21 protein-coding genes are annotated in these 22,079 nt (G+C 71.7%); 10 read left to right on the top strand and 11 right to left on the bottom strand.

The annotated features are described in order from the left end of the window. Positions 1-252: 252 nt before the first annotated feature. The 3 genes from H180DRAFT_RS27880 to H180DRAFT_RS27870 all read right to left on the bottom strand — a co-directional run bounded on the left by H180DRAFT_RS27880 (position 253) and on the right by H180DRAFT_RS27870 (position 3,784). A complete protein-coding gene (locus H180DRAFT_RS27880; RefSeq protein ID WP_055488933.1) occupies positions 253-1,059 on the bottom strand; it encodes an SDR family NAD(P)-dependent oxidoreductase in 807 nt (268 codons plus the stop codon). Positions 1,060-1,442: 383 nt separating this feature from the next. Beyond that, positions 1,443-2,972, bottom strand: a complete 1,530-nt coding sequence (locus H180DRAFT_RS27875; protein WP_055488932.1) for a DHA2 family efflux MFS transporter permease subunit — start codon at positions 2,970-2,972, stop codon at positions 1,443-1,445. A gap of 185 nt (positions 2,973-3,157) precedes the next feature. Continuing rightward, positions 3,158-3,784 (bottom strand): YigZ family protein, encoded by a 627-nt coding sequence (locus H180DRAFT_RS27870; RefSeq protein ID WP_055488931.1) that lies wholly within the window; start codon positions 3,782-3,784, stop codon positions 3,158-3,160. Positions 3,785-3,907: 123 nt separating this feature from the next. Between H180DRAFT_RS27870 and H180DRAFT_RS27865 the strand changes: the two genes are divergently transcribed. Together H180DRAFT_RS27865 and H180DRAFT_RS27860 are read left to right on the top strand one after the other, a co-directional pair. Continuing rightward, complete coding sequence (locus H180DRAFT_RS27865) at positions 3,908-4,315, top strand: CoA-binding protein (RefSeq protein WP_055488945.1); 408 nt, start codon at positions 3,908-3,910, stop codon at positions 4,313-4,315. A gap of 34 nt (positions 4,316-4,349) precedes the next feature. Continuing rightward, positions 4,350-4,841 carry a GNAT family N-acetyltransferase gene (locus H180DRAFT_RS27860; protein WP_055488930.1) on the top strand — a complete coding sequence of 164 codons (492 nt, stop codon included), beginning with the start codon at positions 4,350-4,352 and terminating at the stop codon, positions 4,839-4,841. A 62-nt stretch (positions 4,842-4,903) separates the two neighbouring features. Here the strand turns inward: H180DRAFT_RS27860 and H180DRAFT_RS27855 are convergent, their stop codons facing one another. Then, entirely contained in the window at positions 4,904-5,455 is a 552-nt protein-coding gene (locus tag H180DRAFT_RS27855; protein WP_055488929.1) for a YbaK/EbsC family protein, read from the bottom strand. Positions 5,456-5,496: 41 nt separating this feature from the next. Beyond that, a complete protein-coding gene (locus H180DRAFT_RS27850) occupies positions 5,497-6,069 on the bottom strand; it encodes a helix-turn-helix domain-containing protein (RefSeq protein ID WP_055488928.1) in 573 nt (190 codons plus the stop codon). Between the two features lie 102 nt (positions 6,070-6,171). Between H180DRAFT_RS27850 and H180DRAFT_RS27845 the strand changes: the two genes are divergently transcribed. Further along, a complete protein-coding gene (locus tag H180DRAFT_RS27845) occupies positions 6,172-7,041 on the top strand; it encodes a DMT family transporter (protein ID WP_055488927.1) in 870 nt (289 codons plus the stop codon). A 72-nt stretch (positions 7,042-7,113) separates the two neighbouring features. Here H180DRAFT_RS27845 and H180DRAFT_RS27840 read toward each other — a convergent pair whose 3' ends face one another. After that, positions 7,114-7,836 carry an acyltransferase gene (locus H180DRAFT_RS27840; RefSeq protein ID WP_254666218.1) on the bottom strand — a complete coding sequence of 241 codons (723 nt, stop codon included), beginning with the start codon at positions 7,834-7,836 and terminating at the stop codon, positions 7,114-7,116. A gap of 134 nt (positions 7,837-7,970) precedes the next feature. Here H180DRAFT_RS27840 and H180DRAFT_RS27835 point away from each other — a divergent pair, with 134 nt between their 5' ends. Continuing rightward, positions 7,971-8,513, top strand: coding sequence for a gamma carbonic anhydrase family protein (locus H180DRAFT_RS27835; protein WP_055488926.1), 543 nt, complete (start codon positions 7,971-7,973; stop codon positions 8,511-8,513). A gap of 10 nt (positions 8,514-8,523) precedes the next feature. Here H180DRAFT_RS27835 and H180DRAFT_RS27830 read toward each other — a convergent pair whose 3' ends face one another. From H180DRAFT_RS27830 to H180DRAFT_RS30015, 5 genes are all read right to left on the bottom strand, one after another. Beyond that, entirely contained in the window at positions 8,524-9,219 is a 696-nt protein-coding gene (locus H180DRAFT_RS27830; protein ID WP_055488925.1) for a DedA family protein, read from the bottom strand. Between the two features lie 184 nt (positions 9,220-9,403). Then, positions 9,404-9,862 carry a DUF4442 domain-containing protein gene (locus H180DRAFT_RS27825; RefSeq protein ID WP_055488924.1) on the bottom strand — a complete coding sequence of 153 codons (459 nt, stop codon included), beginning with the start codon at positions 9,860-9,862 and terminating at the stop codon, positions 9,404-9,406. 69 nt (positions 9,863-9,931) lie between these two features. Then, positions 9,932-10,780 carry a spermidine synthase gene (locus tag H180DRAFT_RS27820; RefSeq protein WP_055488923.1) on the bottom strand — a complete coding sequence of 283 codons (849 nt, stop codon included), beginning with the start codon at positions 10,778-10,780 and terminating at the stop codon, positions 9,932-9,934. A gap of 99 nt (positions 10,781-10,879) precedes the next feature. Beyond that, positions 10,880-12,055 (bottom strand): elongation factor Tu, encoded by a 1,176-nt coding sequence (gene tuf / locus H180DRAFT_RS27815; protein ID WP_055488922.1) that lies wholly within the window; start codon positions 12,053-12,055, stop codon positions 10,880-10,882. 104 nt (positions 12,056-12,159) lie between these two features. Further along, the gene (locus H180DRAFT_RS30015; RefSeq protein ID WP_159033610.1) at positions 12,160-12,324 is read right to left on the bottom strand and encodes a hypothetical protein; all 165 of its coding nucleotides are present in this window, start codon (positions 12,322-12,324) and stop codon (positions 12,160-12,162) included. Positions 12,325-12,542: 218 nt separating this feature from the next. On the opposite strand from H180DRAFT_RS30015, the gene H180DRAFT_RS27805 reads away from it, so the two are divergent. The 6 genes from H180DRAFT_RS27805 to H180DRAFT_RS27780 all read left to right on the top strand — a co-directional run bounded on the left by H180DRAFT_RS27805 (position 12,543) and on the right by H180DRAFT_RS27780 (position 22,053). Then, positions 12,543-13,298 (top strand): TVP38/TMEM64 family protein, encoded by a 756-nt coding sequence (locus tag H180DRAFT_RS27805; RefSeq protein ID WP_055488920.1) that lies wholly within the window; start codon positions 12,543-12,545, stop codon positions 13,296-13,298. A gap of 88 nt (positions 13,299-13,386) precedes the next feature. After that, positions 13,387-14,274 carry an undecaprenyl-diphosphate phosphatase gene (locus tag H180DRAFT_RS27800; protein WP_055488919.1) on the top strand — a complete coding sequence of 296 codons (888 nt, stop codon included), beginning with the start codon at positions 13,387-13,389 and terminating at the stop codon, positions 14,272-14,274. Positions 14,275-14,433: 159 nt separating this feature from the next. After that, on the top strand, positions 14,434-15,429 hold the full coding sequence (locus tag H180DRAFT_RS27795) for a DMT family transporter (RefSeq protein ID WP_055488918.1): 996 nt from the start codon (positions 14,434-14,436) through the stop codon (positions 15,427-15,429). Between the two features lie 1,440 nt (positions 15,430-16,869). Beyond that, the gene (locus H180DRAFT_RS27790) at positions 16,870-18,951 is read left to right on the top strand and encodes a bifunctional polysaccharide deacetylase/glycosyltransferase family 2 protein (protein ID WP_055488917.1); all 2,082 of its coding nucleotides are present in this window, start codon (positions 16,870-16,872) and stop codon (positions 18,949-18,951) included. A gap of 46 nt (positions 18,952-18,997) precedes the next feature. Continuing rightward, positions 18,998-20,452: an LCP family protein gene (locus tag H180DRAFT_RS27785; RefSeq protein WP_079100463.1), complete on the top strand. Its 1,455-nt coding sequence runs from the start codon at positions 18,998-19,000 to the stop codon at positions 20,450-20,452. A gap of 104 nt (positions 20,453-20,556) precedes the next feature. Beyond that, on the top strand, positions 20,557-22,053 hold the full coding sequence (locus H180DRAFT_RS27780) for a hypothetical protein (protein ID WP_055488916.1): 1,497 nt from the start codon (positions 20,557-20,559) through the stop codon (positions 22,051-22,053). The last annotated feature ends 26 nt before the right edge of the window (positions 22,054-22,079 follow it).

The raw sequence follows: 22,079 nt of genomic DNA, 5'->3' as shown, positions 1-22,079 counted from the left end.
ACTGGTCTACCAGCCGGGAGTGACAATGCGGGAATCGGCCGGCGGGGTGCGGACGTTCGCCTCCCGAGAGTCGCCATGGCTCTCCAACCGGCCTCCGGCGCCGCGGATCTGACGCGGCATGGCCTCGCCTGCGGCAGGCGAGGCGCACGGCGCCGACCAACCCAAGGCGGCCGCCGCGGCGCCGGACGCATTGGCCCGCCGCCGGAGTTGACGCTCGCAAGGGCGCCGGCAGCGGTTCCGTGCCGGGAATGCTCAGCTTGCGGTGGGGCGCAGCCGCAGGCCCTGCATGCCACCGTCCACGGCGAGTTCGGTGCCGGTGGTGGCACCTGCCGACGGGCCTGCCAGATAGCACACGGCGGCGGCGACCTCGGCCGCGGAGACGAGCCGCCCCATGGGCTGCCGCGCCTCCAGCGCGGCCCGTTCGGCGACGGGGTCGGGAGCGGAGTCGAGCAGCCTGCCGATCCACGGGGTGTCTGCCGTACCCGGGTTGACGCAGTTGACGCGGATGCCCTCGCGGATGTGGTCGGCGGCCATCGCACGTGTGAGGGCGAGGACTGCGCCCTTGCTGGCGGAGTACAGGGCCCGCTGCGGAAGTCCGGCCGTGGCCGCCACGGAACAGGTGTTGACGATCGCAGCGCCGCCCGGGCGCCCGCCGTCCCCCGCCGCGGCCGCGCGGCGCAGCAGCGGAAGTGCCGCGGCGCTGGACCGGGCCATGCCGGTCACGTTGACGTCGAGGACGCGGTGCCACTCCTCGTCGTCGTTGTCCTCGACGGTGCCCTGGGCTCCGATGCCGGCGTTGTTCACCAGCACGTGAAGACGTCCGAAGCGTTCCCCGACCTTCGTGAACGCGGCGTTCACGGAGGCGCGGTCGGCGACGTCGCAGGGAAGGCCCTGCAGTTGCGCGGGCAGCGCGTCGCAGGCCGGGTCCAGAACGCACACCTGGGCGCCCCGCCGCGCCAGTTCCGTGGCCACGGCGAGGCCGATGCCGGACGCGCCGCCTGTCACGACGGCGGTCCGTCCGCCGAACTCGCCCTCGGGGGTTGCCGCTTGCTGAGCCATGCCTGCCTGCCTCGCCGTCGTTCGTGCGTGCCGGTGCGGGCGCGCGCAGGACGCGGCGGGCGGCGACGGACCGTTGGCGTTCGGCCCGCGGTCCCCGCCGGTGTCCCGTCGGGCGCTTCAGGAGAGGGTAAGGGGCGGGTGCCCCCATGTCCGGCCGCAGGGCCTGATCGGGAGCGTGGCCGGGACCGTGCCTGTGCGCGGCGGCCCGGCTGACGGCTGACGGCTGACGGCTGACGGCTGACGGCTGACAAGACCGAAGACGGGTGGGAATCCGGGGACCGGTACGGGTGGTCCCGATGCCGCCGCGACCCCCGGTGACGACCGTGCGGCGCGGGCGGCGCGGGGCCCCGGGCGGCTCGGCAGCGACGGGAGCGGACGGCTCGTCAGCTCCCGGTACCGCCCTCCTCTCCCGTCGTCCGGCCGGCCGCCAGGTCCTGCGGCCGTCCCCGCTGGTAGAGCAGCCCCGTCACGATCAGCCCCGCGGCGAAGAATCCCGCGGCCCACCAGTAGCCGATCGCGTAGCTGTGGACGTTGGCCCGTGCGACCAGGTCCGGGGCGCGCGGACGGGAGCGCAGGTAGTGGCTCAGGGCCTGGGAGGCCATGGTGTTGAACAGCGCGGTGCCGACCGAACCGCCCACTTGCTGCATCGTGTTGACGGTGGCGGAGGCGACGCCCTGGTCCCGCTTGACGACGCCCAGGGTGGCCAGGCTGATCGCGGACGGCATGACCAGGCCCAGCCCCACACCGAGCACCAGCAGGGGCGGAAGGACATGCGCCGCGTAACTGCTGTGCAGGCTCAGCGTCGTGAGCCAGGCCAGGGCCGCTGCGGCGCACCCCATTCCCGTGGGCACCACCGGCTTCGGCCCGATGCGCGGGATCAGTACGTTCGTGGAGAGCTGCGCGGTGGCGACCAGGGCGAGGACCATCGGCAGGAAGGCCAGGCCGGTTCTGACGGGCGAGTAACCGAGCGTCCTCTGCAAGTAGTACGTGAGGAGGAGGAAGACGCCGAACATCCCCGCACCCGCGACGAAGATGCTGATGAAGGACGCCGCCCGGTTGCGGTCGCGCACGACACGCGGTGGCAGCAGAGGGTTCCGGGCCCGCGACTCGTGGACAACGAAGCAGGCAAGGAGCGTGACGGCGACGGTGAGCGACGCCCAGCACCGCCAGGCGCCCCAGCCGTCCGTGGCGGCGCTGGAGAAGCCGTGGATCAGGCAGAAGAGTCCCCCGCCGACCAGTGCGGCCCCCGGCAGATCCAGCCGTGGGCGGACGGTGGACCGGTGCGGCGGCAGGATCGCCAGTCCGCAGACCACACCGACGACGGCGATGAGGACGTTGACGTACAGCGTCCACCGCCAGCTCAGATGCTCGGTGAGCAGCCCGCCCAGCAGCAGCCCGATCGCCGCCCCGGAACCCGCGATGGCACCGAAGACACCGAACGCACGCGAGCGTTCGCGCGGCTCGGTGAACGTGGTCGTCAGCAGGGACAACGCGGCCGGGGCGAGCAGCGCCCCGAACACACCCTGCAGTGCACGGGCACCGACAAGGGCCGCGAAGCTGCTTGCGGCGCCGCCCAGAGCGGACGCGGCACCGAATCCGACGAGTCCCGTCACGAAGGTCCTGCGGCGCCCGATCAGGTCGGACAGCCGGCCGCCGAGCAGGAGCAGGCTGCCGAAGGCCAGGGTGTAGGCGGTGATGACCCACTGCCGCCCGTCGTTGGAGAAGCGGAGGTCCCGCTGCGCGGAGGGGAGGGCGATGTTCACGATCGTCGCGTCCAGGACGACCATCAGCTGGGCCAGAGCGATCACCGTCAGCGCCCACCAGCGGTGGGGTGTGCGGCTCTGCTCGTCGGCGCCCGAGGCCGGCCCCGCGCCGGGACCGCCGGGGGAAGGGCCGGGCGGTCTGGGGGGCATCTGCGGACCTCTCGGCTCCACGGCTTGCGGGACGGAGACACTTCGCAGTCGTCACGTTATGTCCGGTGTCCACCGGCCGCAAAAGATCGTTCGCGGGCCGCACGGACGCGAGACCGGCACCGCCGCGGCGGCGGGGGACGGCCGGAGCGCCGGCACGGCCGGGAGGCCGGAGGCCCGCGGAGGAGTCAGAGACTCCCGTATGCCTCGCCGCCGACCGTCAGGCGGGCCGTGCCGGCGGTGCTGTCGGCGAGCCAGTCGCGGAAGGCCTCCACTTCCGCCGCCGGGAGTCCCAGCTCGATGGTCACCTCGGCTCCGTAGGTGACCTCGCGCACCGGCCGGCCGCCGGAGCGCAGGTCGTTCTCCAGTCTCCCGGCACGCTGGTGGTCGGTCGTGACGGTCACCAGCCGGTAGCGCTGCCGGACGCGGGTGCCGACGGCGTCCAGTGCCTCCCCGACGGCACCGCCATACGCGCGGATCAGGCCGCCCGCGCCGAGCTTCGTGCCACCGAAGTAGCGGACGACCACCGCGACCGCGCAGCGGATGCCCCGGCGCGTGAGCATCTGGAGCATCGGCAGGCCGGCAGTGCCGCCCGGCTCCCCGTCGTCGTCGGACTTCTGCACACCGCCGTCCGCACCGATGACGTAGGCCCAGCAGTGGTGGCCGGCCCCCGGGTGTTCCGCGCGCACCCGCGCGACGAAGGCCTTCGCCTCCTCCTCGGTGTCGGCGGGAGCCAGCCGGCACACGAAGCGCGAGCGGCTGACCTCGGTCTCGTGCGCGCCCTCACCGGCCACGGTGACGTACTGCTCCTGCATACGCGCACCCTACGTGCGAGCCCGCCGAGCCCGCCCCGGTAGTGGACGGGCCGGGGATGCACGGACCGGGAATGCACCCGCCGGCCGGGAATGGACGGACCGGCACTGATCGTTGGACACGTCATGTACGCAGACGCTGAGACCGTACGCAGAATCCTGACGGAGTCGGGCGACACCTGGGCCGTGGTCGGCCTGTCCACGAACCGGGCGCGCGCGGCGTACGGCGTCGCCGGTGTCCTGCAGCGCTTCGGCAAGCGCGTGGTGCCGGTGCACCCGAAGGCGGAGACGGTCCACGGAGAGCAGGGCTACGGGACGCTGGCAGCCATCCCGTTCCCCGTCGACGTCGTGGACGTCTTCGTCAACTCCGAACTCGCCGGTGAGGTCGCGGACTCGGCCGTGGACATCGGCGCGAAGGCCGTCTGGTTCCAGCTCGGCGTGATCGACGAGGACGCCTACGAGCGCACGCGGTCCGCCGGCCTGGAGATGGTGATGGACCGCTGTCCGGCGATCGAGATCCCGAAGCTCGCATGACCCGCCTCCCTGCGCACCTTCGGGGTGCGCGGTCGTGACGGGGGTGCGGACGGCCCGCCCTGACGACGCCCGTGAACTGGTGCGCCTGCGGCGGCTGATGTTCCTCGGGATGCACGGGCGGGACGAGCCGGGCCCGTGGGAGCGGGACGCGGTGCGAACGGCCCGCCGCCTGCTGGACCGGGAACTGCCGGGCGGTGAACGGCTCGGCGCCTTCGTGGTGGACGGGGACCAGCCGGGCCCGCGGCATCTCGCTGCGTGCTCGGTGGGCAGCGTCGAGGAGCGACTGCCTGCCCCGAGGCATCCCGCGGGCCGGTTCGGCTTCATCTTCAACGTCTGCACCGACGAGCGCTACAGGGGACGCGGCTACGCGCGGGCGACCACCGAAGCGCTCCTGGACTGGTTCGCCGAGCGGGGCGTGACCCGGGTCGACCTCCACGCGAGCACGGACGCGGAACATCTGTACCGCTCCATGGGATTCGGCGAGCACTCCATCGCGCTCTCCATCGACCTGTCGCGGCGCGGCTGAGGACGGCTCAGCCGCCTTAGGGAGGCGGCGGCGAGATGGGCGGCGGCCACGGCGGCGTCTGCTCAGACGCCCAGGCCCTCGAGGACGACGGCGCCCGGCAGTTCGGCCAGCGCCTCGCCCGGAACGATGAGCTTGCCCCGCCGGCGTCCGCTGCCGATCAGCGTCCACGGCAGACCGGTGACCGCCGCGTCGACGAGGACGGGCCAGCCTTCGGGAAGCCCGATCGGCGTGATGCCGCCGTACTCCATCCCGGTCTCCTCGACGGCGGTCTCCATCGGTGCGAACGACGCCTTGCGTGCTTCCAGTTGACGCCGCACCGCGCCGTTGACGTCGACGCGCGTCGCGGAGAGCACCACGCACGCAGCGAGCGTGCGCCCGCCGCCGCGCTTCGCGGCGACGACGACGCAGTTGGCGGACGTGCCGTGGAGGTCCTCACCGTAGTTCTCGATGAATGCGGCCGTGTCGGCCTTCTCGGGGTCGGTGTCGACGTAGAGCAGCCGGTCGCGCGGCACACCGCCCTTCCAGCCACGCACGGCGTCCGCCGCCGGGCCGGTGAAGTGCTCGACCGTCCAGGCGGGGGCGGCCGATTCGAAGTTGCCGACGGGTGCGCGCATGTGCGGCACGCTAACACCCCCGCGGACCGCGGGAGTTGCGGTCAGCGCGGTGCCGGGACGGAGATGGCCATGGTCATCTCGACCGGTTCCCCGCCCTCGTTGCGGTAGCCGTGCGGCACGTTCGCCTCGAAGGACGCGGAGGTCCCGGCGGGCACCTCGTGGTCCCTTCCCTCGACGCTCAGGGTGAGCAGCCCCTCGCGTACGTGCACCAGCTCGGTGGTGCCGGCGGGGTGCGGGTCGGAACTGCTTCCCTCGCCCGGCATGAGCCGCCACGACCACAGCTCCAGCGGGCCGGGGGCCTCGGTGCCCGCCAGCAGGGTGCTGTGGCTCCCCGCCTGCGTGGACCACAGCCGCACCGCCTGTTCCGCGGGGACGAGGCGCACCTGCGGTTCCTGGTCGAAGTCGAGCAGGGTGGTGATGCTCACGCCGAGGGCGTCGCCCACCTTGACGACCGTGCCGACGCTGGGGTTCGTGCGGCCCTGCTCGATCTGGATGAGCATCCCCCGGCTCACGCCGGCGCGGGCCGCGAGGGCGTCGAGGGTGTATCCGCGCTCCTGGCGGTGGCGCTTGAGATTGCGGGCCAGGGACTGCGTGAGGTGGTCGAGGTCCGTCACGGGCTCCGTACACCGTCCAATATTATGGATGCCAGAGTTCAGTCTGTTAAACTACGCTGAGTTGTACTTGCTTGTTCACGCCACTGTACTGCGAGGTGTCTCATGACCGCCGCCCTGGCCCTGGTCACCAGCCTGATGTGGGGGCTCGCCGACTTCGGTGGCGGGCTGCTCACCAGGCGTATGTCCGCGCTGACGGTCGTGGTGGTCTCCCAGGCGCTGGCTGCCGCGGTCCTCGGTGCGGTCGTGATCGCCACCGGGGGCTGGAGCGAGTGGGGCGGGCAGCTGTGGTTCGCGGCGGCCGCGGGACTGGTGGGTCCGGTGGCCATGCTCGCCTTCTACAAGGCGCTCTCCCAGGGGCCCATGGGCGTGGTCTCGCCGCTGGCCTCCCTCGCCGTCGTCGTTCCGGTCGGGGCGGGCCTGGCACTGGGCGAACGGCCGGGCTGGGTCCAGGCCGCGGGAATCGGCGTCGCGATCACCGGCGTGGTCCTGGCGGGCGGTCCGGAGCTGCGGGGCGCACCGGTGCAGCGACGGACGATCGCGCTCACCCTCGTCTCGGCGCTGGGCTTCGGCGCGGTGATGGCGCTGATCGAGCACGCCGGCACCGGCACCATGGCCGGGCTCTTCCTCGCGCTGTTCGTACAGCGCGTGTGCAACGTCGCCGTCGGAGGTGCCGCCCTGTACGTGCAGGTCAGGCGGGGAAGGCCCGCGCTGCCCGCCGAGGGGGGACGCCGGGCCCTGACCGTCGCCCTGCCCGCGCTGGCCTTCGTCGGCCTCGCGGACGTCGCGGCCAACGGCACCTACATGCTCGCGACGTCGTACGGGCCCGTCACGACGGCTGCGGTGCTGGCGTCGCTCTACCCCGTGGTCACCGCGCTCGCGGCCCGGGGCGTACTGCGGGAGAGGCTGCGGGCGGTGCAGACCGCCGGGGCGGGTCTGGCCCTGGTCGGCACGGTGCTGCTGGCGTCCACCTGACGCTCCGTACGCCGCCCGGCCCGGGCAGCCGCGCCACCGTCGCGAAGCCGGTCGCGAAGCCGGTCGCGAAGGTTATTCCTCCTCGCACGCGGCCAGTTCGGCCGCCGCGAGCAGCTGCTGAGGCGTCACGCCCTCCGGCACCGGCACGGGCGCGGGGGTGCGCAGCGGCGGCTGCCAGCCCCGCTCACCCTCCCAGCGGCGCACGATCCGCGCGGGAGCGCCCGCGACCACGGCGTGACCGGGGATCTCGCCCCGTACGACCGCGCCCGCCGCGACGACCACGTTCCGGCCCAGCCGCGCTCCCGGCAGAATCACGGCACCGGCGCCGAGCCAGCTGCCGCTGCCGATCTCGACGGCGGCGCTGCGCGGCCACTGCTTGCCGACGGGTTCGTGCGGGTCGTCGTAGGAGTGGTTGGTCGAGGTGACATAGACGTACGGGCCGCAGAAGACGTCGTCGCCGAAGGTCACGGACCCCTGGACGTCGGCGATGACGTGACTGCCGCGGCCGAGGACCACTCCGTTGCCGATGGTGAGGACCGGGTCCGGGCCGAGCTCCAGTTCCGGCAGCATCCCGGCGGCGAGAGTGACCTCCTGCCCGATCACACAGTGGTCGCCGATCTCTATCCAGGGCGTGCCGAAGACCGTGCCCTGCGGGAAAGCGAGCCTGGTGCCGGTCCCGATGCGGCGGAATGCGTAGGGGCCCGGACGCTCCGCTGTGATGGCGCCGGCGTACTGCGCCCGGCGCCATATCCCGTGCACCGCCCGCGATGCGAGCGAGGCGAAGGAGTTCCGGATGGATCGCACGCCGTCACGGTAGCCGGGCGGGGCCTGCGCTGGGCCCACAGGCCCCTGTGATCTTCCGCCCACCCATCACATACGGTTCAAGGAGGGGCCGGTGTCCGCCGGCCGGGGAGTGAGCGGAGACGACGATGACGCAGCAGCGAGCGGTGATCGCGGGTGTGAGCGGCAGGGAACCCAAGCTCGACGAGGACACCTACACCGCACCGACGTCCGTGGTCGTGGGCGCCGTGACCATGGGCCCGGGGTCCAGCCTCTGGTACGGCGCGGTGATGCGAGGGGACTGCGAGGCGATCACGCTCGGCGAGGGCTCCAACATCCAGGACAACTGCACGGTCCACGCCGACCCCGGCTTTCCCACGCACATCGGCGCGGGCGTCTCGGTGGGCCACAACGCGGTGCTGCACGGCTGCACGGTGGAGGACGACGTCCTCGTCGGCATGAGCGCGACCGTCCTCAACGGCGCCGTCATCGGCGCGGGTTCACTGGTCGCGGCACACGCACTCGTGCCGCAGGGCATGCAGGTGCCGCCGGGGTCGCTGGTGGCGGGCGTGCCGGCGAAGATCAAGCGGGAGCTGACGTCCGAGGAGCACGAGGGGATCAAGGCCAACGCCGCCGCCTACCGGCACCTGGCCCGTGGCCACCGGGACGAGTTCTCGCCCGTGCAGGACTGACCTCCCGGCGTCAGTCGCCGGTGCGGACGGCTCCTGAACCTGCGCGGTCCTCGCCGGCATCCTGCGCTTCGCCCGCCGCCACGGCCGCGGTGGCATGTTCGGCGTCGGCCCTGCGGGCGCGACGCCGCATGACGATCATCGAACCGATGCCGAACATCACGGCGATCACCAGGCCCATCCAGGAGAAACGCTTGAGCCAGGCTTCGGCGACGATGCCGACGTAGTAGACGACGGCTGTCGTGCCCCCCGCCCAGACGATGCCGCCGAGCACGTTTGCCGCGAGGAACTTCCAGTAGGGCATCCGCAGGACTCCGGCGAGCGGCCCGGCGAAGATGCGCAGCAGCGCGACGAAGCGGCCGAAGAAGACCGCCCACACCCCCCACCGCTCGAAGGCACGCTCGGCACTGGCCACATGGTGCGGGCCGAAGTGCCGTGGGAACTTCGTGCCGAGCCATGCCAGCAACGGCTTGCCGCCCTTGCGTCCGATGGCGTAGCCGATGGAGTCGCCGATGATCGCGCCGGTGGTGGCGCAGGCGCCGAGAACGACGGGGTCGATCTCGCCGTGCTGAGAGGCGAGGAGCGCGGAGCTGACGAGGACGATCTCACCCGGGAGCGGAATGCCCAGGCTTTCCAGGCCGATGATCACCCCGACGAGGAGGTAGACGCTCACGGCCGGCACGGTCTCGAGCCACTCCTGGACGTGCAACTGGCTGTCCTCCCGCCGGTGATGGTCACGGGAGGCCCTCTTCGGCCGCGTCCCGCGCGCGCACCCGGATACGTCCCGGGCGCGCGTGCGGGCAGCCTACTCGATGCCGGGAAAGGCGGGACGGCGCCGCGGGAGTGCGCCGCAGGTCACGGCCGTGGAGCGGAGGCGGGCGCTCCGAAGCCGGTCAGCCGTGCGGCCGGAGCGTCCAGATGATCGTCATCTCCCCCGTGACGGCGCCGTCCTCGCGGGCGATCGTGACTTCCACGGGGAACTCGGGCCGCTGCCCCGCGTCCAGTTCGGCCACCACGTCCGCGACGGTCCTGCCCAGTTCGGCGGTGGCGGTCACCGGCCCCATGGCCAGCTTCTTGTAGCCGATCTCGGCCCGCACGGCCAGCGGCACCGCCCGCGAGAGCTGGTCGCCGAAGGCGGCGAGCACGATCGCACCGCTGGCCGACTCGGCGAGCGTGAACATGGCACCGGCGTGCGGGCCGCCGACGTGGTTGTGCCAGGCGCTCCGGTCGGGCAGTGACACGACCGCCCGCTCGGCGCTCGTCTCGGAGAACTCGAGGCCGAGGGTGCGGACCATCGGGACGGTGTCCGCCATCATCTGACCGATGGACGGAAGGGACTCTGTGGAGGACATGGCCGCAAGTTACCATCCAGTAACCACTTCTGGCCAGGGTGTGCCCCTCCTTCCTCCGCCCGGCAGTCCTCAGCCGATGGTGAAGGCGCCGCCGGGAGGCTCCGGCGAGGGCGCCGCGTCGCCGTCCTCGACGGGTACGGCTCCGCCGGTGAGGCGCTCCAGGCCCGCTCCGTGTTCGACCCTTGCGGGGAAGACGTCCGCGGCCGTTCTGCGGGCGAGCTCATCCACGGGGAAGGGCTCGTGCGAGGCGACGAGCACGACGTTGCCGAAGCGCCGCCCGCGCAGCACGGAGGGCTCGGCGACGAGACAGATGTGCTCGAAGACCGTGCGGAACGTGGCGACTTGGGAGCCGGCGAAGCGGAAGGGCGCGGTGTCGGCCACGTTGACGACGCAGATCCCGTCCGCCCGCAGTACGCGGCCTATGGCACGCGCATAGGAGACCGTGGTCAGATGCGCCGGCACGTGCACTCCCCCGTAGACGTCGGCTGTCACCACGTCCGCCGACGCCGCAGGTGACCCGTCGAGGAAGGCGCGCGCGTCCTGCGCCGCCACGGAGATTCCGGCGTCGGGGGGCAGCGGCAGGTACTCCTCCACGAAGGCGAGCAGCGCCGCGTCGATGTCGGCCACGCGCTGCCGCGATCCGGGGCGGGTCGCGGCCACGTACCGGGGAAGGGTGAGGGCGCCGCCGCCCAGGTGCACGGCGTCCAGGGTGCTTTGGCGGGGTTCGGCCAGATCCAGGACGTGTGCGACGCGGCGCGCGTATTCGAACTCCAGATGCATCGGGTCCCGAAGATCCACGTAGGACTGGGGTGCGCCGTCGACCGTGAGCAGCCAGCCGCCCTCGTGGTCGATGTCGGGCAGCAGCTTCGCGGTGCCGCCCTGAACGGCACGTGTCACGGGTATCGGCTCGTCGTCCACCCTGCCATTGTGGCGCGGCCCGGACCCGGGGGAGTCTCCCCCCCGCAGGTCCGGGCCGCGCTCACGCGGGCCCGGGGCCGGGACCGGCCCCCGTCCCGTTCACTCGTCGCCGACGCTCGTGACCGTTCCCGCACCGACGGTGCGCCCGCCCTCGCGTACCGCGAAACCGAGGCCCGGCTCCAGCGGGACCTCGTGGCCCAGCTCGACGTCGAGCGTCACGGTCTCACCGGGCAGCACGACACCGTCCGCACCGAGGGTGACTTCACCGACGACGTCAGCGGTCCGGAGGTAGAACTGCGGCAGGTAGCCGCTGTGCACAGGGGTGCGCCGCCCTCCGTCCCGAGTGGGGAGAAGACGCACGCGCGCCGTGAACCGCCGTCGCGGACTGAGGCTCCCGGGGACGGCGACGATGTGCCCGCGGCGCACCGCGTCCCGGGGCACGCCGCGCAGCAGGAGCGCGACGCTGTCCCCTGCCCGGGCCTCCTCCATGGGTTTGCCGAAGGTCTCCACGCCGGTCACGACGGTCTCGATGTCCGCTCCGAGCACCGCCACCTTGTCGCCGACGCGCACCGTGCCGCGCTCGACCGCACCGGTGACGACGGTTCCGCGTCCGGTGATCGTCAGCACGTTCTCCACCGGCAGCAGGAACGGCGCCGTCAGGTGGCGCTCCGGGTCGGGGACGTAGGTGTCCACGGCGTCCAGCAGTGCCTCGATCGCCGCCGTCCAGCGCGGGTCGCCCTCCAGCGCACGCAGCCCGGAGACCCGCACGACAGGAAGGGTCTCGCCGGCGTAGCCGTGGGCGGTCAGCAGCTCGCGGACCTCCAGCTCGACCAGCTCGGTCAACTCCTCCTCTCCCGCGTCGGCCTTGTTCAGTGCGACGACGATGTGCTCGACGCCGACCTGCCGCGCCAGCAGCACGTGTTCGGCCGTCTGCGGCATCACGCCGTCGACGGCGGAGACGACCAGGATCGCGCCGTCCAGCTGCGCGGCGCCGGTCACCATGTTCTTGATGAAGTCCGCGTGACCGGGCATGTCGACGTGCGCGTAGTGCCTCGTCCCGGTCTCGTACTCGACGTGCGCGATGGTGATGGTGATGCCGCGGGCCGCCTCTTCGGGCGCCTTGTCGATGCGGTCGTACGGCACGAACGCGCCGGTGCCCCGGTCGCTGAGGACCTTGGTGATGGCGGCGGTGAGCGTCGTCTTGCCGTGGTCGACGTGGCCCATGGTGCCGATGTTCAGATGCGGCTTGGTGCGCACGTATGCCTGCTTGGCCATGTTCTTCCTCGTCTGCTGCGCGCCTGGGTAGCGCGGTGGGAGCCGGGACCCCTCGGGCCTGCCGACCCTCCCCCTGCGGGGTCCTCGGTGCGATCCGGGAAGGGTCAGCGTCGGGCGCCGCCGGCGGCCGAAGCGGCGGCGGCCAGGGCGGCGTCGGTGGCTGAGGGGGCGGCGGCGGTGAGCCGCGACGCAGAGGAGAACGGGAGCGCGGCAGCCCTGAGCACGCCCGCTGCCGCGGGCCGTGCCATGGGGAGGGTCTGCCGGAACATGACCTGATGGTTGCGCCCCAACGGCCGTACGTCGACTGATTTTTCTCACGTGCGCACGGCCTCGCGGTCCCTTCCGCCGTGGACCGGTGACGCCCCGTTGAGAGGGGTGGGGCTGCTCCCCTCACGGGCGTCACGGGATGGTGGAAGTGACCGTTCCGGGGAGAAGCGATGTTCATCTCGCCCGGCGGACGGTCACATTCGTCGGTTACGCTCGCCGCGTGTCCGTCCCCTCCCCGCAGCACTCAGACGGTCTCCCCGGCCGGCTGGCACAGACGCTGCTCTCCCCGAGGTACCGGCTCGCGGCACTGCTGGTGCTGCTCTGCGCCGCGGGCATATCGATGCTGGTGTACGAGCCGCAGCGGTTCGTCACCAACGGCCTGCCCGCACATCTCTCCGGCGGCCTCGCGGGCTTCCTCTTCACCGTGGCCTACGGGCTGTGCACCGCCGCCTTCGTCCCCCGTCCCGTCCTCAACGTCGCCGCGGGCGCCCTCTTCGGCACTCAGGCAGGCACGGTCGCCGCCGTGGCAGGCACGGTCGTCGGCTCGGGCCTCGCATTCGGCCTCGGCCGCGTACTCGGACAGGACGCGCTCCGTCCGCTGCTGCGGGCGCGCTGGCTGACCGCAGTCGACCGGCAGCTGAGCCGGCACGGATTCCGTTCGATGCTGGTGATCCGGCTTCTGCCGGGCATTCCCTTCGCGGCCTCCAACTACGGTGCGGCCGTCTCCCGCATGGGATGGGCTGCCTTCCTCACCGCGACTGCGCTGGGCGTTGTCCCCAACACCGTCGCCTATGTGGTCGCGGGCAGTCACGCGGCGGCACCCACCTCGCCCGTCTTCCTCGCCGCCTTCGGCTTCATCGCGCTCTCCGGTCTCGGGGGCGCCGTGCTGGCCTGGCGCAAGCGTGACGTGCTCGGCCGTGAGGCCCCGCAATGTACGGCGAAGACCCTGCAACGGCACGGCTCCACACGTCCCTGAGAGCTCGTCACCCCGCCGTCGGCCGTCATCCGTGTGGCTGTAGTCTGCTCCGCGTGATCATTGCCGCGGCGAGGACGGGTCAGAGCAGATGTCTTGGTTCGAAGCGTTCATTCTCGGACTCGTCCAGGGACTGACCGAGTTCCTTCCGATCTCATCGAGCGCCCACCTCCGCCTCACCGCGGCCTTCGCCGGCTGGCAGGACCCGGGAGCCGCATTCACCGCCGTCACCCAGATCGGCACCGAGGCGGCAGTGATCATCTACTTCCGCAAGGACATCTGGCGCATCGTCTCCGCTTGGTCCCGTTCTCTGGTCGACCGCAGCATGAGGCGTGACCACGACGCCGAACTGGGCTGGCTCGTGATCATCGGCTCCATCCCGATCGGTGTGCTGGGGCTGCTGTTCAAGGACCAGATCGAGGGCCCCTTCCGGGATCTGCGGCTGATCGCCACGACTCTGATCGTCCTCGGTATCGTCCTCGGCATCGCCGACAGGCTCGCTGCCCACGGCGGACGTTCGGGCAAGGGCAAGAGGGCCCGGCCGCGCAAGACGATCGAGGAGCTGAACGTCAAGGACGGCCTCCTCTACGGCTGCGCCCAGGCTCTGGCACTGGTCCCCGGCGTCTCGAGGTCCGGCGCCACCATCAGCGGCGGGCTCTTCATGGGCTACACCCGCGAGGCCGCCGCCCGCTACTCCTTCCTGCTCGCGATCCCGGCCGTGATGGCCTCCGGCTGCCTGGAGCTGGCGGAGATCGGCGAAGGGCACGTCTCGTGGGGACCGACCGTCTTCGCGACGCTCCTCGCCTTCGCGGTTGCCTACGCGGTGATCGCCTGGTTCATGAGTTACATCTCCACCCGCAGCTTCATGCCTTTCGTCATCTACCGCGTGGTGCTGGGGATCGTCATTTTCGCGCTCGTCGCCACCGGCGTTCTCACCCCGAACGAGGGTGCCTCGTCCGGCGGGGTCTCGTCCGGCTGAGCCAGTGCGGCCGTGCGTAAGACGTGCGGTGCACACGCGAGGGCGGGTGTACTCCTGAGGCCGTACGGCAGGACTCACCCGCCGGACGAGGACAGGGTGCCCGAGACGGGGCATCGTTGACGACATGAACCGGATGTGGTCATTCCGCCTGGATCGTCCGTGAACGCCCTCCCGGCGGCGGTGCTGCTGTCGCTGGTCTCGGCCGTCTGCTACGCCACGGCGGCCATCGTGCAGGAACGCATCGCGGCAACCACACCGCCCAGCCGGTACGGGCTGCTTCGCGCGCCCCGGTGGTGGGGGGCGGTCGCGCTGAACAGCCTGGGCGCGGTTCTGCACGTGGGCGCGTTGAGCCTGGGCCCTCTCACCGTCGTACAGCCGCTCGGCGTCCTCACTCTGGTGCTGGCGGCTCCGCTGGCTGCCCTGCTCGTCAGGAGGCCGGTGAGCGCCTCGGCGTGGCACGGCATCGTCATCGTCTCGGGCGGCCTGGCGGTCCTGCTCGTCCTGACGGGTCCGACACCCGCGCACGGGCTCGGTGGTGCGGGGCAGACGGTCCTGGCGGTGGCGGTGACCTGCCTGCTCGGCCTGCTTCTGCTGACCGCGACGACCGCCGGGCGGCGGGCCCGGACGCTGCGGTCCGTCACGCTCGCGACCGCGGCGGGCGTGGCATACGGGGCGGCGTCGGTGTTCGTCAAGACGGTCGCGGGCGGCTGGAGCCTCTCCCTGCCCGGTCTGTTGTCCACCGCGCCGCTGCTGGTCCTCATCGGCGTTCTCGCCGCGGTCGGTCTGACCGCTTCACAGTCCTCCTACCGGGGAGGAGGGCTGGCCACGCCGCTGGCGACGACGACGGTCGCCAATCCGGCCTTCGCGGCCGCGGTGGGCATCGTGATGCTCGACGAGGGGTTCCGGTTCGGAGCTCCCGGGGCTGCCGGTGCGCTGACGGCCGGAGGCGTCACCGCCTGGGGGCTCGCCCTGCTCGCGGCCGACAGCGCCGGAGAGCGGGCCGGGCCGTCCAGGACGCCGCCCGTCCGGACCGAGGGACCGGGGCCGGTCGTCATCCGCGGTCCCGGACGGCTGTCCGGAGCGGTGCACCGGGCGGTGGCGCGCAGACCGCCGCCCGTACGAGCGAGCACACGGCCGCGGGTCTCGCGCCGCTGACAGGGCGGCTTCCTGGAACGCCCGGCGGCGCGGCGGCCGGTGCAGAGCCCTCCACCGTCCATGTCCCCTCCGGCCCGCGGCAGTTGACGGCTCCGATGCGACGGCGGAGAACTCCTCGGTCCCCCGTGCCGTCAGCCGGCGCTGTTCCCATGGCCGTTGACGCCGGATTCGCCCCCGGGCGGGCCCTGACGCTTCAGCCGGAAGCGCACCCGCGGGCCGGCTCGTAGACAGGTCTGTGCACACAGGATCTTCACACGGTGTTCAACGTCACCCCGTCCAGCGGCCGGGAGAACCGGGCGGGCCGAATGTCTCGTTTCAGAGGTATATTCCTCTTCGTGAAGCCACACGCAATTGGTCGGTGAATGAGCGGAAACAATTGCCCATTTACACAAGGGCGGTCAGGCCTTGAATTCACAAGTTCGCTGCGGAATTCGACGCGGAGCCGCAGCTGTATATGGTGAGGGTGACCGACCGGTAGACATCGAGCGGATCCAGCCGATCTCCGGCTGCCGAACGGCCGATTCGCGTCGCGGCAGCCACCTGACGAGTCGCCCCGAAAAGGACGGAACGGCAAGGTCTCCGTGTGCGCCTCCGCCGCTGCCACAACGTCGTCCTGCCTCGGCCGACGGCACGTACAACGGGTTACGCCGAGCGCTCCGACCAGGGCTTTCCGTCTTCCTCGCCGCGCTTCGCGCGGGGCCGTGCACGCACGCAGGAGCCAGGTCGGCACGGGCGGACCACCGTGCCGGGGCGGAATTCCACGCCACCTGTCCTTGCTCGTCCCGTGCGGTGAGGACAAGCCTTCCGGGCAAAGCCCGGACACACGGCCACCGTGGAGCGGCATGATGGCTTCAGGGGAACCGGGGGGTTGACCGGCCATCCGATCTGGAGTGGTGACCATGAGATTCCGAAGGCTGCTCGACCGGCCCCTGGCGAGGGCGACAAAGTTCACAGGTGGATTACTGAATCTTTCCGCGTCGCTCGCGTTCCCGGCTGGCTACACTCACGCCCCATGCGATCCATGAACAACAGCCGACGGAGGCGTGCAGACGCGCATCACCCGATATTCATTGCCAGTTCAAACAGGCGTAGACGACTCGTCAGATACGCGGCAGTGACCGTCGGGACCGCCTGCACGGGGTACATGGCTCTCTTCGTAGCTGTGCTGGGTGGCATGCAGCCTGCCGCGGACCACCCCCCGCGCATGAACGAACCGCTGCCGAGTTCCTCACAGGACGATTCCGATGTACCGGCGGGTGCGCAGTTCCCGGCCCGCTCGACCTCCCCCTCCCCCCACAACCCCTCCTCCCCCGACGGCACTTCGGCCCCGAGCGGGTCCGGTCAGAAGTCCACACCCCCCACCCCCTACAACGGCAACAACCCCCCTGAGACCACCCCCACGCCTGATACTTCTCCGGCCCGTCCCGGCGGCGCGACCAGGTGAGCCGGCACGCGCTGCGCCGGGACCCACGCGGGCACTGGTTGCTGCTTCTGCTCTTCCTGCCCGTGGTGTCGGCTGCCCTGCTCTTCGAGGGCTGGACGAACCACGAGGTCGACTCCGCACGCACCAAGGCCCCGTGCGCCACGCCGATACCGCGAGCCGCCGACACCGGGGATCCGGTACTGCGGCTGTCCGGGACGAAGGTCGAGACCGCGGCCATGCCGGCCCGCACGGCCGCGCTCACCTTCAACGGCGGTCCGGACCCCCGGTGGACACCGCGCATCCTCGACCTGCTGCGCAGCCACAACGCCAAGGCCACGTTCTTCGTCTACGGATCGCAGGCCACACGCCACCCCGCACTGGTGCGCCGCATCCGCGCCGAGGGGCACGAGATCGGTTCGTACACCTACACGGGCGGCGACCTGGGCGTGGCCTCGCCCCTCCGCTCGCAGATGGAGCTCTCGCTCACGCAGACCGCGCTGGCCGGAAGCGCCGGCGTCAACACGGGCCTGCTGCGCCTCCCGCACACCAAGGCCGCGGACACGATGTGCGGCAAGGAGTGGACGGCAGCACAGCGCAGCGCCGAGCAGGGCTATCTCCTCGTCGCCACGGACCGGCAGTCCCGCAAGCCGTCCCAGGGAGTGATACGGCAGTACAGCCACACCGACCTCGGTTATCACGAGGCTGAGCAACTGCTGCGCAACCGGAACGTCAAGAAGTTCACTACCGTCACAGGGGGGCTGGGACAGCAGTCAGCGATGACGTCGGTGTCCGCGGCCGACCGGCTGCGGGGTGAGGGACTGATATGGGCGCGGACCCTGGGCAGCTTCTTCACGACCGCCATGGCCTGGGCGCTCGCCATCGCCGGGGGCCTCGGCGTGCTGCGGCTGCTGCTGCTGGTGATGTTCGCCCGCGTCCACATGAGGCGCCTGCAGCGTTACCGTCCGGGCTCGCCGTGGCTGCGGGAGGTGAACGAGCCTGTGACGGTCCTGGTCCCCGCGCACAACGAGGAGGCCGGGATCGAGTCCACCGTCCGTTCGCTCCTTGCCTCCACCCATCCCTACCTCCAGGTCATCGTCATCGACGACGGGTCGACGGACCGGACTGCGCAGATCGCCGAGGGCATCCGCGACCCGCGCGTCACGGTCGTGCGGCAGCCCAACGCCGGCAAGCCGGGGGCGCTCAACACCGGCCTGGGCTACGCGCGTCACGGCATCGTCGTGATGGTCGACGCGGACACCGTCTTCGAGCCCGACGCCCTCCACCGCCTCATCCAGCCGCTCGCCCATCCGGCGATCGGCGCGGTGAGCGGCAACACCAAGGTGGGCAACAGGACCAGGCTGCTGGGCAGATGGCAGCACCTGGAGTACGTCTTCGGGTTCAACCTGGACCGCCGGATGTTCGAGGTCCTGGAGTGCATGCCGACCGTCCCGGGCGCCATCGGTGCCTTCCGCCGGGATGCGCTGATGGGAGTCGGGGGCGTCAGCGACGACACCCTGGCCGAGGACACCGACCTGACGATGGCTCTGTGGCGGGCCGGATGGCGCGTGGTCTACGAGGAGTCGGCCATCGCCTGGACCGAAGTGCCGGGAAGCCTCAAGCAGTTGTGGCGGCAGCGGTACCGCTGGTGCTACGGCACGCTCCAGTCGATGTGGAAGCACCGCCGCGCCGTGCTGGAGGTCGGCCCGGCCGGGCGCTTCGGCCGGAGGGGCCTGAGCTATCTGACTCTCTTCCAGGTGGCACTGCCGCTGTTCGCGCCGGTCGTGGACGTCTTCTTCCTGTACGGCATCTTCTTCCGCGACCCGGCACAGGCGGTCGGTGTCTGGCTCGGCTTCATGGTGATCCAGATGGTCACGGCCGCCTACGCCCTGCGGCTGGACCACGAGCGGATGCGCGAGCTGTGGACGCTGCCGCTCCAGCTGTTCGTCTACAGGCAGTTGCTGTATCTGGTCATCATCCAGTCGGTGGTGACCGCCATGCTCGGCAACCGCCTCAAGTGGCAGCGCATGTCCAGGTCCGGCACGGCCGACGAGTACCTGCTGGGGGAAACCGTGGAGCGCAGGAGCCTCCTGACGAAGTGAACGACCGCATCTGACCGCATCGACGTGACCGAAGGAGAGTCGGACCATGAGGGACCCACTCGACCAGTGGGCCGACGGTGGGACGCCACAAGCGTCCGAAGGAGATTCTCCGGGCCACACCGCAGAGTTGGCCGGGGAGTGGAGGCACTACGGACCCGGCGGCTCGAGCGTCCACGGCTGGGCGGGGACCGGCCAGGGGTGGGCGGTCTCGGACCCGGTGAACGTGCGGGGCCCGTCGCGCCACGACTCGGACCAGCCGCTGCGGCCCTCCTGGGAGTCCAGGGCCACGATCAGGGGCGAAGTGGCCGGATCGCGTACGGAGCCGGCGGGCCGGCCGGCGGCGCCCGGATACACCCGGGTGCCGCACCCCGCACAACGGCCGCCGGCCGGGAGACCCTCGGGGCCGGGCGGAGCGAACGGGCCCGGAGGCCGCGTCGGCACCGGAGGCCCGGGAGGCGGATCCCCGCGGGAGAACAACTCGCGCTTCGGCCCCACTCCCCCGAGGGCGCCGCGCAGCCCCGAGCGGCGCCGGCCGCTCAGACGCGCGGCGGTCGTACTGCTCGCGACGGTTCTCGTCGGTTCCGGCGGCACGTTCGCCTGGGCCGAGACGAAGCTCCAACGCGACGTGAACCTCGACAAGTTCACCAACCGTCCTCCGGCCGGCAAGGGGACCAACTACCTCATCGTGGGCTCCGACAGCCGTGAGGGCCTCTCCGCGGCGGACCGGAAGGAACTGCGCACCGGTGTCTTCGGGGGCCGCCGCACCGACTCGATGATCCTCATGCACAAGGGCGAGAACGGCACGACCATGATGAGTCTCCCCCGCGACTCATGGGTGACCGTGCCCGGGTACAAGCGCCCGTCGACCGGCAAGCGTTCCGAGCCGGAGAAGAACAAGCTCAACGCGGCCTACTCGGTGGGCGGTCCGGAACTGCTGATAGCCACCATCGAGCACAACACGGGGCTGCGCATCGACCACTACGCCGAGATCGGCTTCGCGGGATTCGTCAACATCGTCGACGCGGTCGGCGGCGTTCCGATGTGCATCGAGCGGGACATCAAGGACAAGGACTCCGGTGCCGACCTGCGGCGGGGCTGCCAGAACCTCGACGGTGCGGATGCCCTCGCCTTCGTGCGGCAGCGCCACCAGGAGGCGCAGGGAGACCTCGGCCGTACGCAGAACCAGCAGAAGTTCCTCTCCGCCCTGGCGGACAAGGCGACTTCGCCGGGCACCGTGCTCAATCCGTCGGACGTGTATCCGGCGCTCGATGCGGGACTGGACACTCTCGTCGTCGACCAGAACATGAGTATGCGGGCACTGACCAGCATGTTCCGTTCTGTCCAGGGCGTCAGCAAGGGAGGAGGGAAGCAGATCAACGTGCCCACGGCCGGCGCCATCACGACGTCGAAGGGCAGTGCCCTGCGCTGGAACCAGGTGGAGGCGAAGAAGCTCTTCACCCAGCTGAAGCACGACCGTCCGGTGACCGTCACCAACAAGTGATCCGCCAATCGGCTCTGCCACGCGGTACGTTGACGGATCCCTGACCGCTCGTCGGCGGAGGCCCGACGGGAGCAGACGGGCAAGTCAGCAGATACGGTGCTGACATGGGGTACGGGGTACGGCACGAGTACGGTGCGCACGGCGAACAGGCGGAGCGGGGCTACGGGTTGCTGGTGGCGGCCACCCCACCGGGCAGACATCCGGCGGTCGACGCGACCGAGGCCCTTCCCGCGCTGGCCGCGACTCCCCCGTCCGTTCTGCTGGGCACGCAAACGGGCAGCGTCGTCCAGCTCGCCGACCCCGGCGACCCCAACACCGTGCTGTCACACCTGCGTACGGCCGCCGCGCACGACGGGCCGCTGCTGGTCTACCTTGCCGGGCAGCTCATGCTCGACTCGCGCGAGCATCTGCCGCATCTGGCACTGACGCGTTCCACGCCGCGTTCCGTGCGCTACACGGGTCTGCCCTGGCACTGGCTGTCAGTGGAGCTGGGGCGCAGGCCGCCGGGACTCACCGCCGTCATAGCCGACCTGGCCGCCGACGAAACCATGTGGCAGCGGCGTGCACAGCATCACCTCGCGAACGGACTGGTGCTGTACGGATCGCTCACCGCGCCGCGCGCCAGGCGTCTGACCTCCGCGCCGGAGTACAGCCGTGCGCTTGCCGCGGTCCTGCGCGTGAGCCGGGCGCGGCCGCCCCTCGACGAGCTGCACCAACTCACCTTGCATCATGCCGGGTTCGGCTTCGGCGACGCGGAGCGGATGCTGCTCGCAACCGCTTCCTCTCCGGCCGCCCCCGGGGCGGGGTACGTTCCCGTCGCCGGACCCGGGACAGCGCCGGTGCCCGGTGCGGCGCCGGGGCCCTCCGCTGCGCCGCCGGGGCCCGCTCCGGCGACGGTCACGCCCCTCCTCCCCGCGCCCGGGGCGCCCACGGTGCCGCCGCGTCCGTCGTCGCCCCCGCCCGGACCCCGCGCCGCCCCTCCGGCGGGCCAGGCCGCCGGCGGACCTCGGGCCCGGCCCCCGGTGCCCGCGGACGGGAAGCCGGCGGACGGGCAGCCCGCGGCGCCGGCCCGCCCGGCCGCGGCGCCCGCGCCCGCGCCCGCCGGGACGGAGGCACCCCTGCCGGACATGGACACGAAGGTGCCGGCAGACGTGCCGGCCGGCGTGCACGAGGCCATATACCGGGCGGCGCTCGAGGGACGCCACGGCGAGGCGGCCACGATGGCGGCGCAGTGGGAGACGGCAGCCCTGCGTGCCTCGGGCCCGCACTCCAGCGAGGCCGTGCACTGGGTGGAGGTGCGCGCCGACCTCGCCCACCGGGCAGGGGACGCGGGACGGGCCTGCACCTTGTGGCTGCAGGCGGCCTCCGTACGGCTGCAGCGAGGGCAGGCCACGGACGCGCCCGAGGTGTTCGGCGCGGTCGACCGTGCCCACCACTGCTGGCACCAGGTCACCGACCCGGCGCAGGCCTACCCGCTCGGGGTGCAGCTGGCGGAGCTGAGAGAGCTGGCTCCGGGGCACAGGCCGGGTGCGGTGCGCGACGTACGGGAGCGGCTCGCCTCCCTCACGGCCGCCCCGGGCGAGCAGGCCGCAGCGGGCTGACAACTGCCCCCGGACGTAGAGGACCC

This window comes from Streptomyces sp. WMMB 322, assembly GCF_900090145.1.
Classification (GTDB): Bacteria; Actinomycetota; Actinomycetes; order Streptomycetales; family Streptomycetaceae; genus Streptomyces.
Note: the sequence above shows the minus strand (reverse complement) of the source record. Positions and strands in the feature narration are given on the sequence as shown.

Excerpts from the sequence above, each read along its gene's own strand:
- H180DRAFT_RS27825 (WP_055488924.1), bottom strand. The coding sequence starts at position 9,862 with ATGTCCTCCACAGAGTCCCTTCCGTCCATCGGTCAGATGATGGCGGAC.
- H180DRAFT_RS27785 (WP_079100463.1), top strand. The coding sequence starts at position 18,998 with ATGAGGGACCCACTCGACCAGTGGGCCGACGGTGGGACGCCACAAGCG.
- H180DRAFT_RS27865 (WP_055488945.1), top strand. The coding sequence starts at position 3,908 with ATGTACGCAGACGCTGAGACCGTACGCAGAATCCTGACGGAGTCGGGC.
- H180DRAFT_RS27870 (WP_055488931.1), bottom strand. The coding sequence starts at position 3,784 with ATGCAGGAGCAGTACGTCACCGTGGCCGGTGAGGGCGCGCACGAGACC.
- H180DRAFT_RS27880 (WP_055488933.1), bottom strand. The coding sequence starts at position 1,059 with ATGGCTCAGCAAGCGGCAACCCCCGAGGGCGAGTTCGGCGGACGGACC.
- H180DRAFT_RS27845 (WP_055488927.1), top strand. The coding sequence starts at position 6,172 with ATGACCGCCGCCCTGGCCCTGGTCACCAGCCTGATGTGGGGGCTCGCC.
- H180DRAFT_RS27800 (WP_055488919.1), top strand. The coding sequence starts at position 13,387 with ATGTCTTGGTTCGAAGCGTTCATTCTCGGACTCGTCCAGGGACTGACC.
- tuf (WP_055488922.1), bottom strand. The coding sequence starts at position 12,055 with ATGGCCAAGCAGGCATACGTGCGCACCAAGCCGCATCTGAACATCGGC.
- H180DRAFT_RS27875 (WP_055488932.1), bottom strand. The coding sequence starts at position 2,972 with ATGCCCCCCAGACCGCCCGGCCCTTCCCCCGGCGGTCCCGGCGCGGGG.
- H180DRAFT_RS30015 (WP_159033610.1), bottom strand. The coding sequence starts at position 12,324 with ATGTTCCGGCAGACCCTCCCCATGGCACGGCCCGCGGCAGCGGGCGTG.
- H180DRAFT_RS27780 (WP_055488916.1), top strand. The coding sequence starts at position 20,557 with ATGGGGTACGGGGTACGGCACGAGTACGGTGCGCACGGCGAACAGGCG.
- H180DRAFT_RS27855 (WP_055488929.1), bottom strand. The coding sequence starts at position 5,455 with ATGCGCGCACCCGTCGGCAACTTCGAATCGGCCGCCCCCGCCTGGACG.
- H180DRAFT_RS27835 (WP_055488926.1), top strand. The coding sequence starts at position 7,971 with ATGACGCAGCAGCGAGCGGTGATCGCGGGTGTGAGCGGCAGGGAACCC.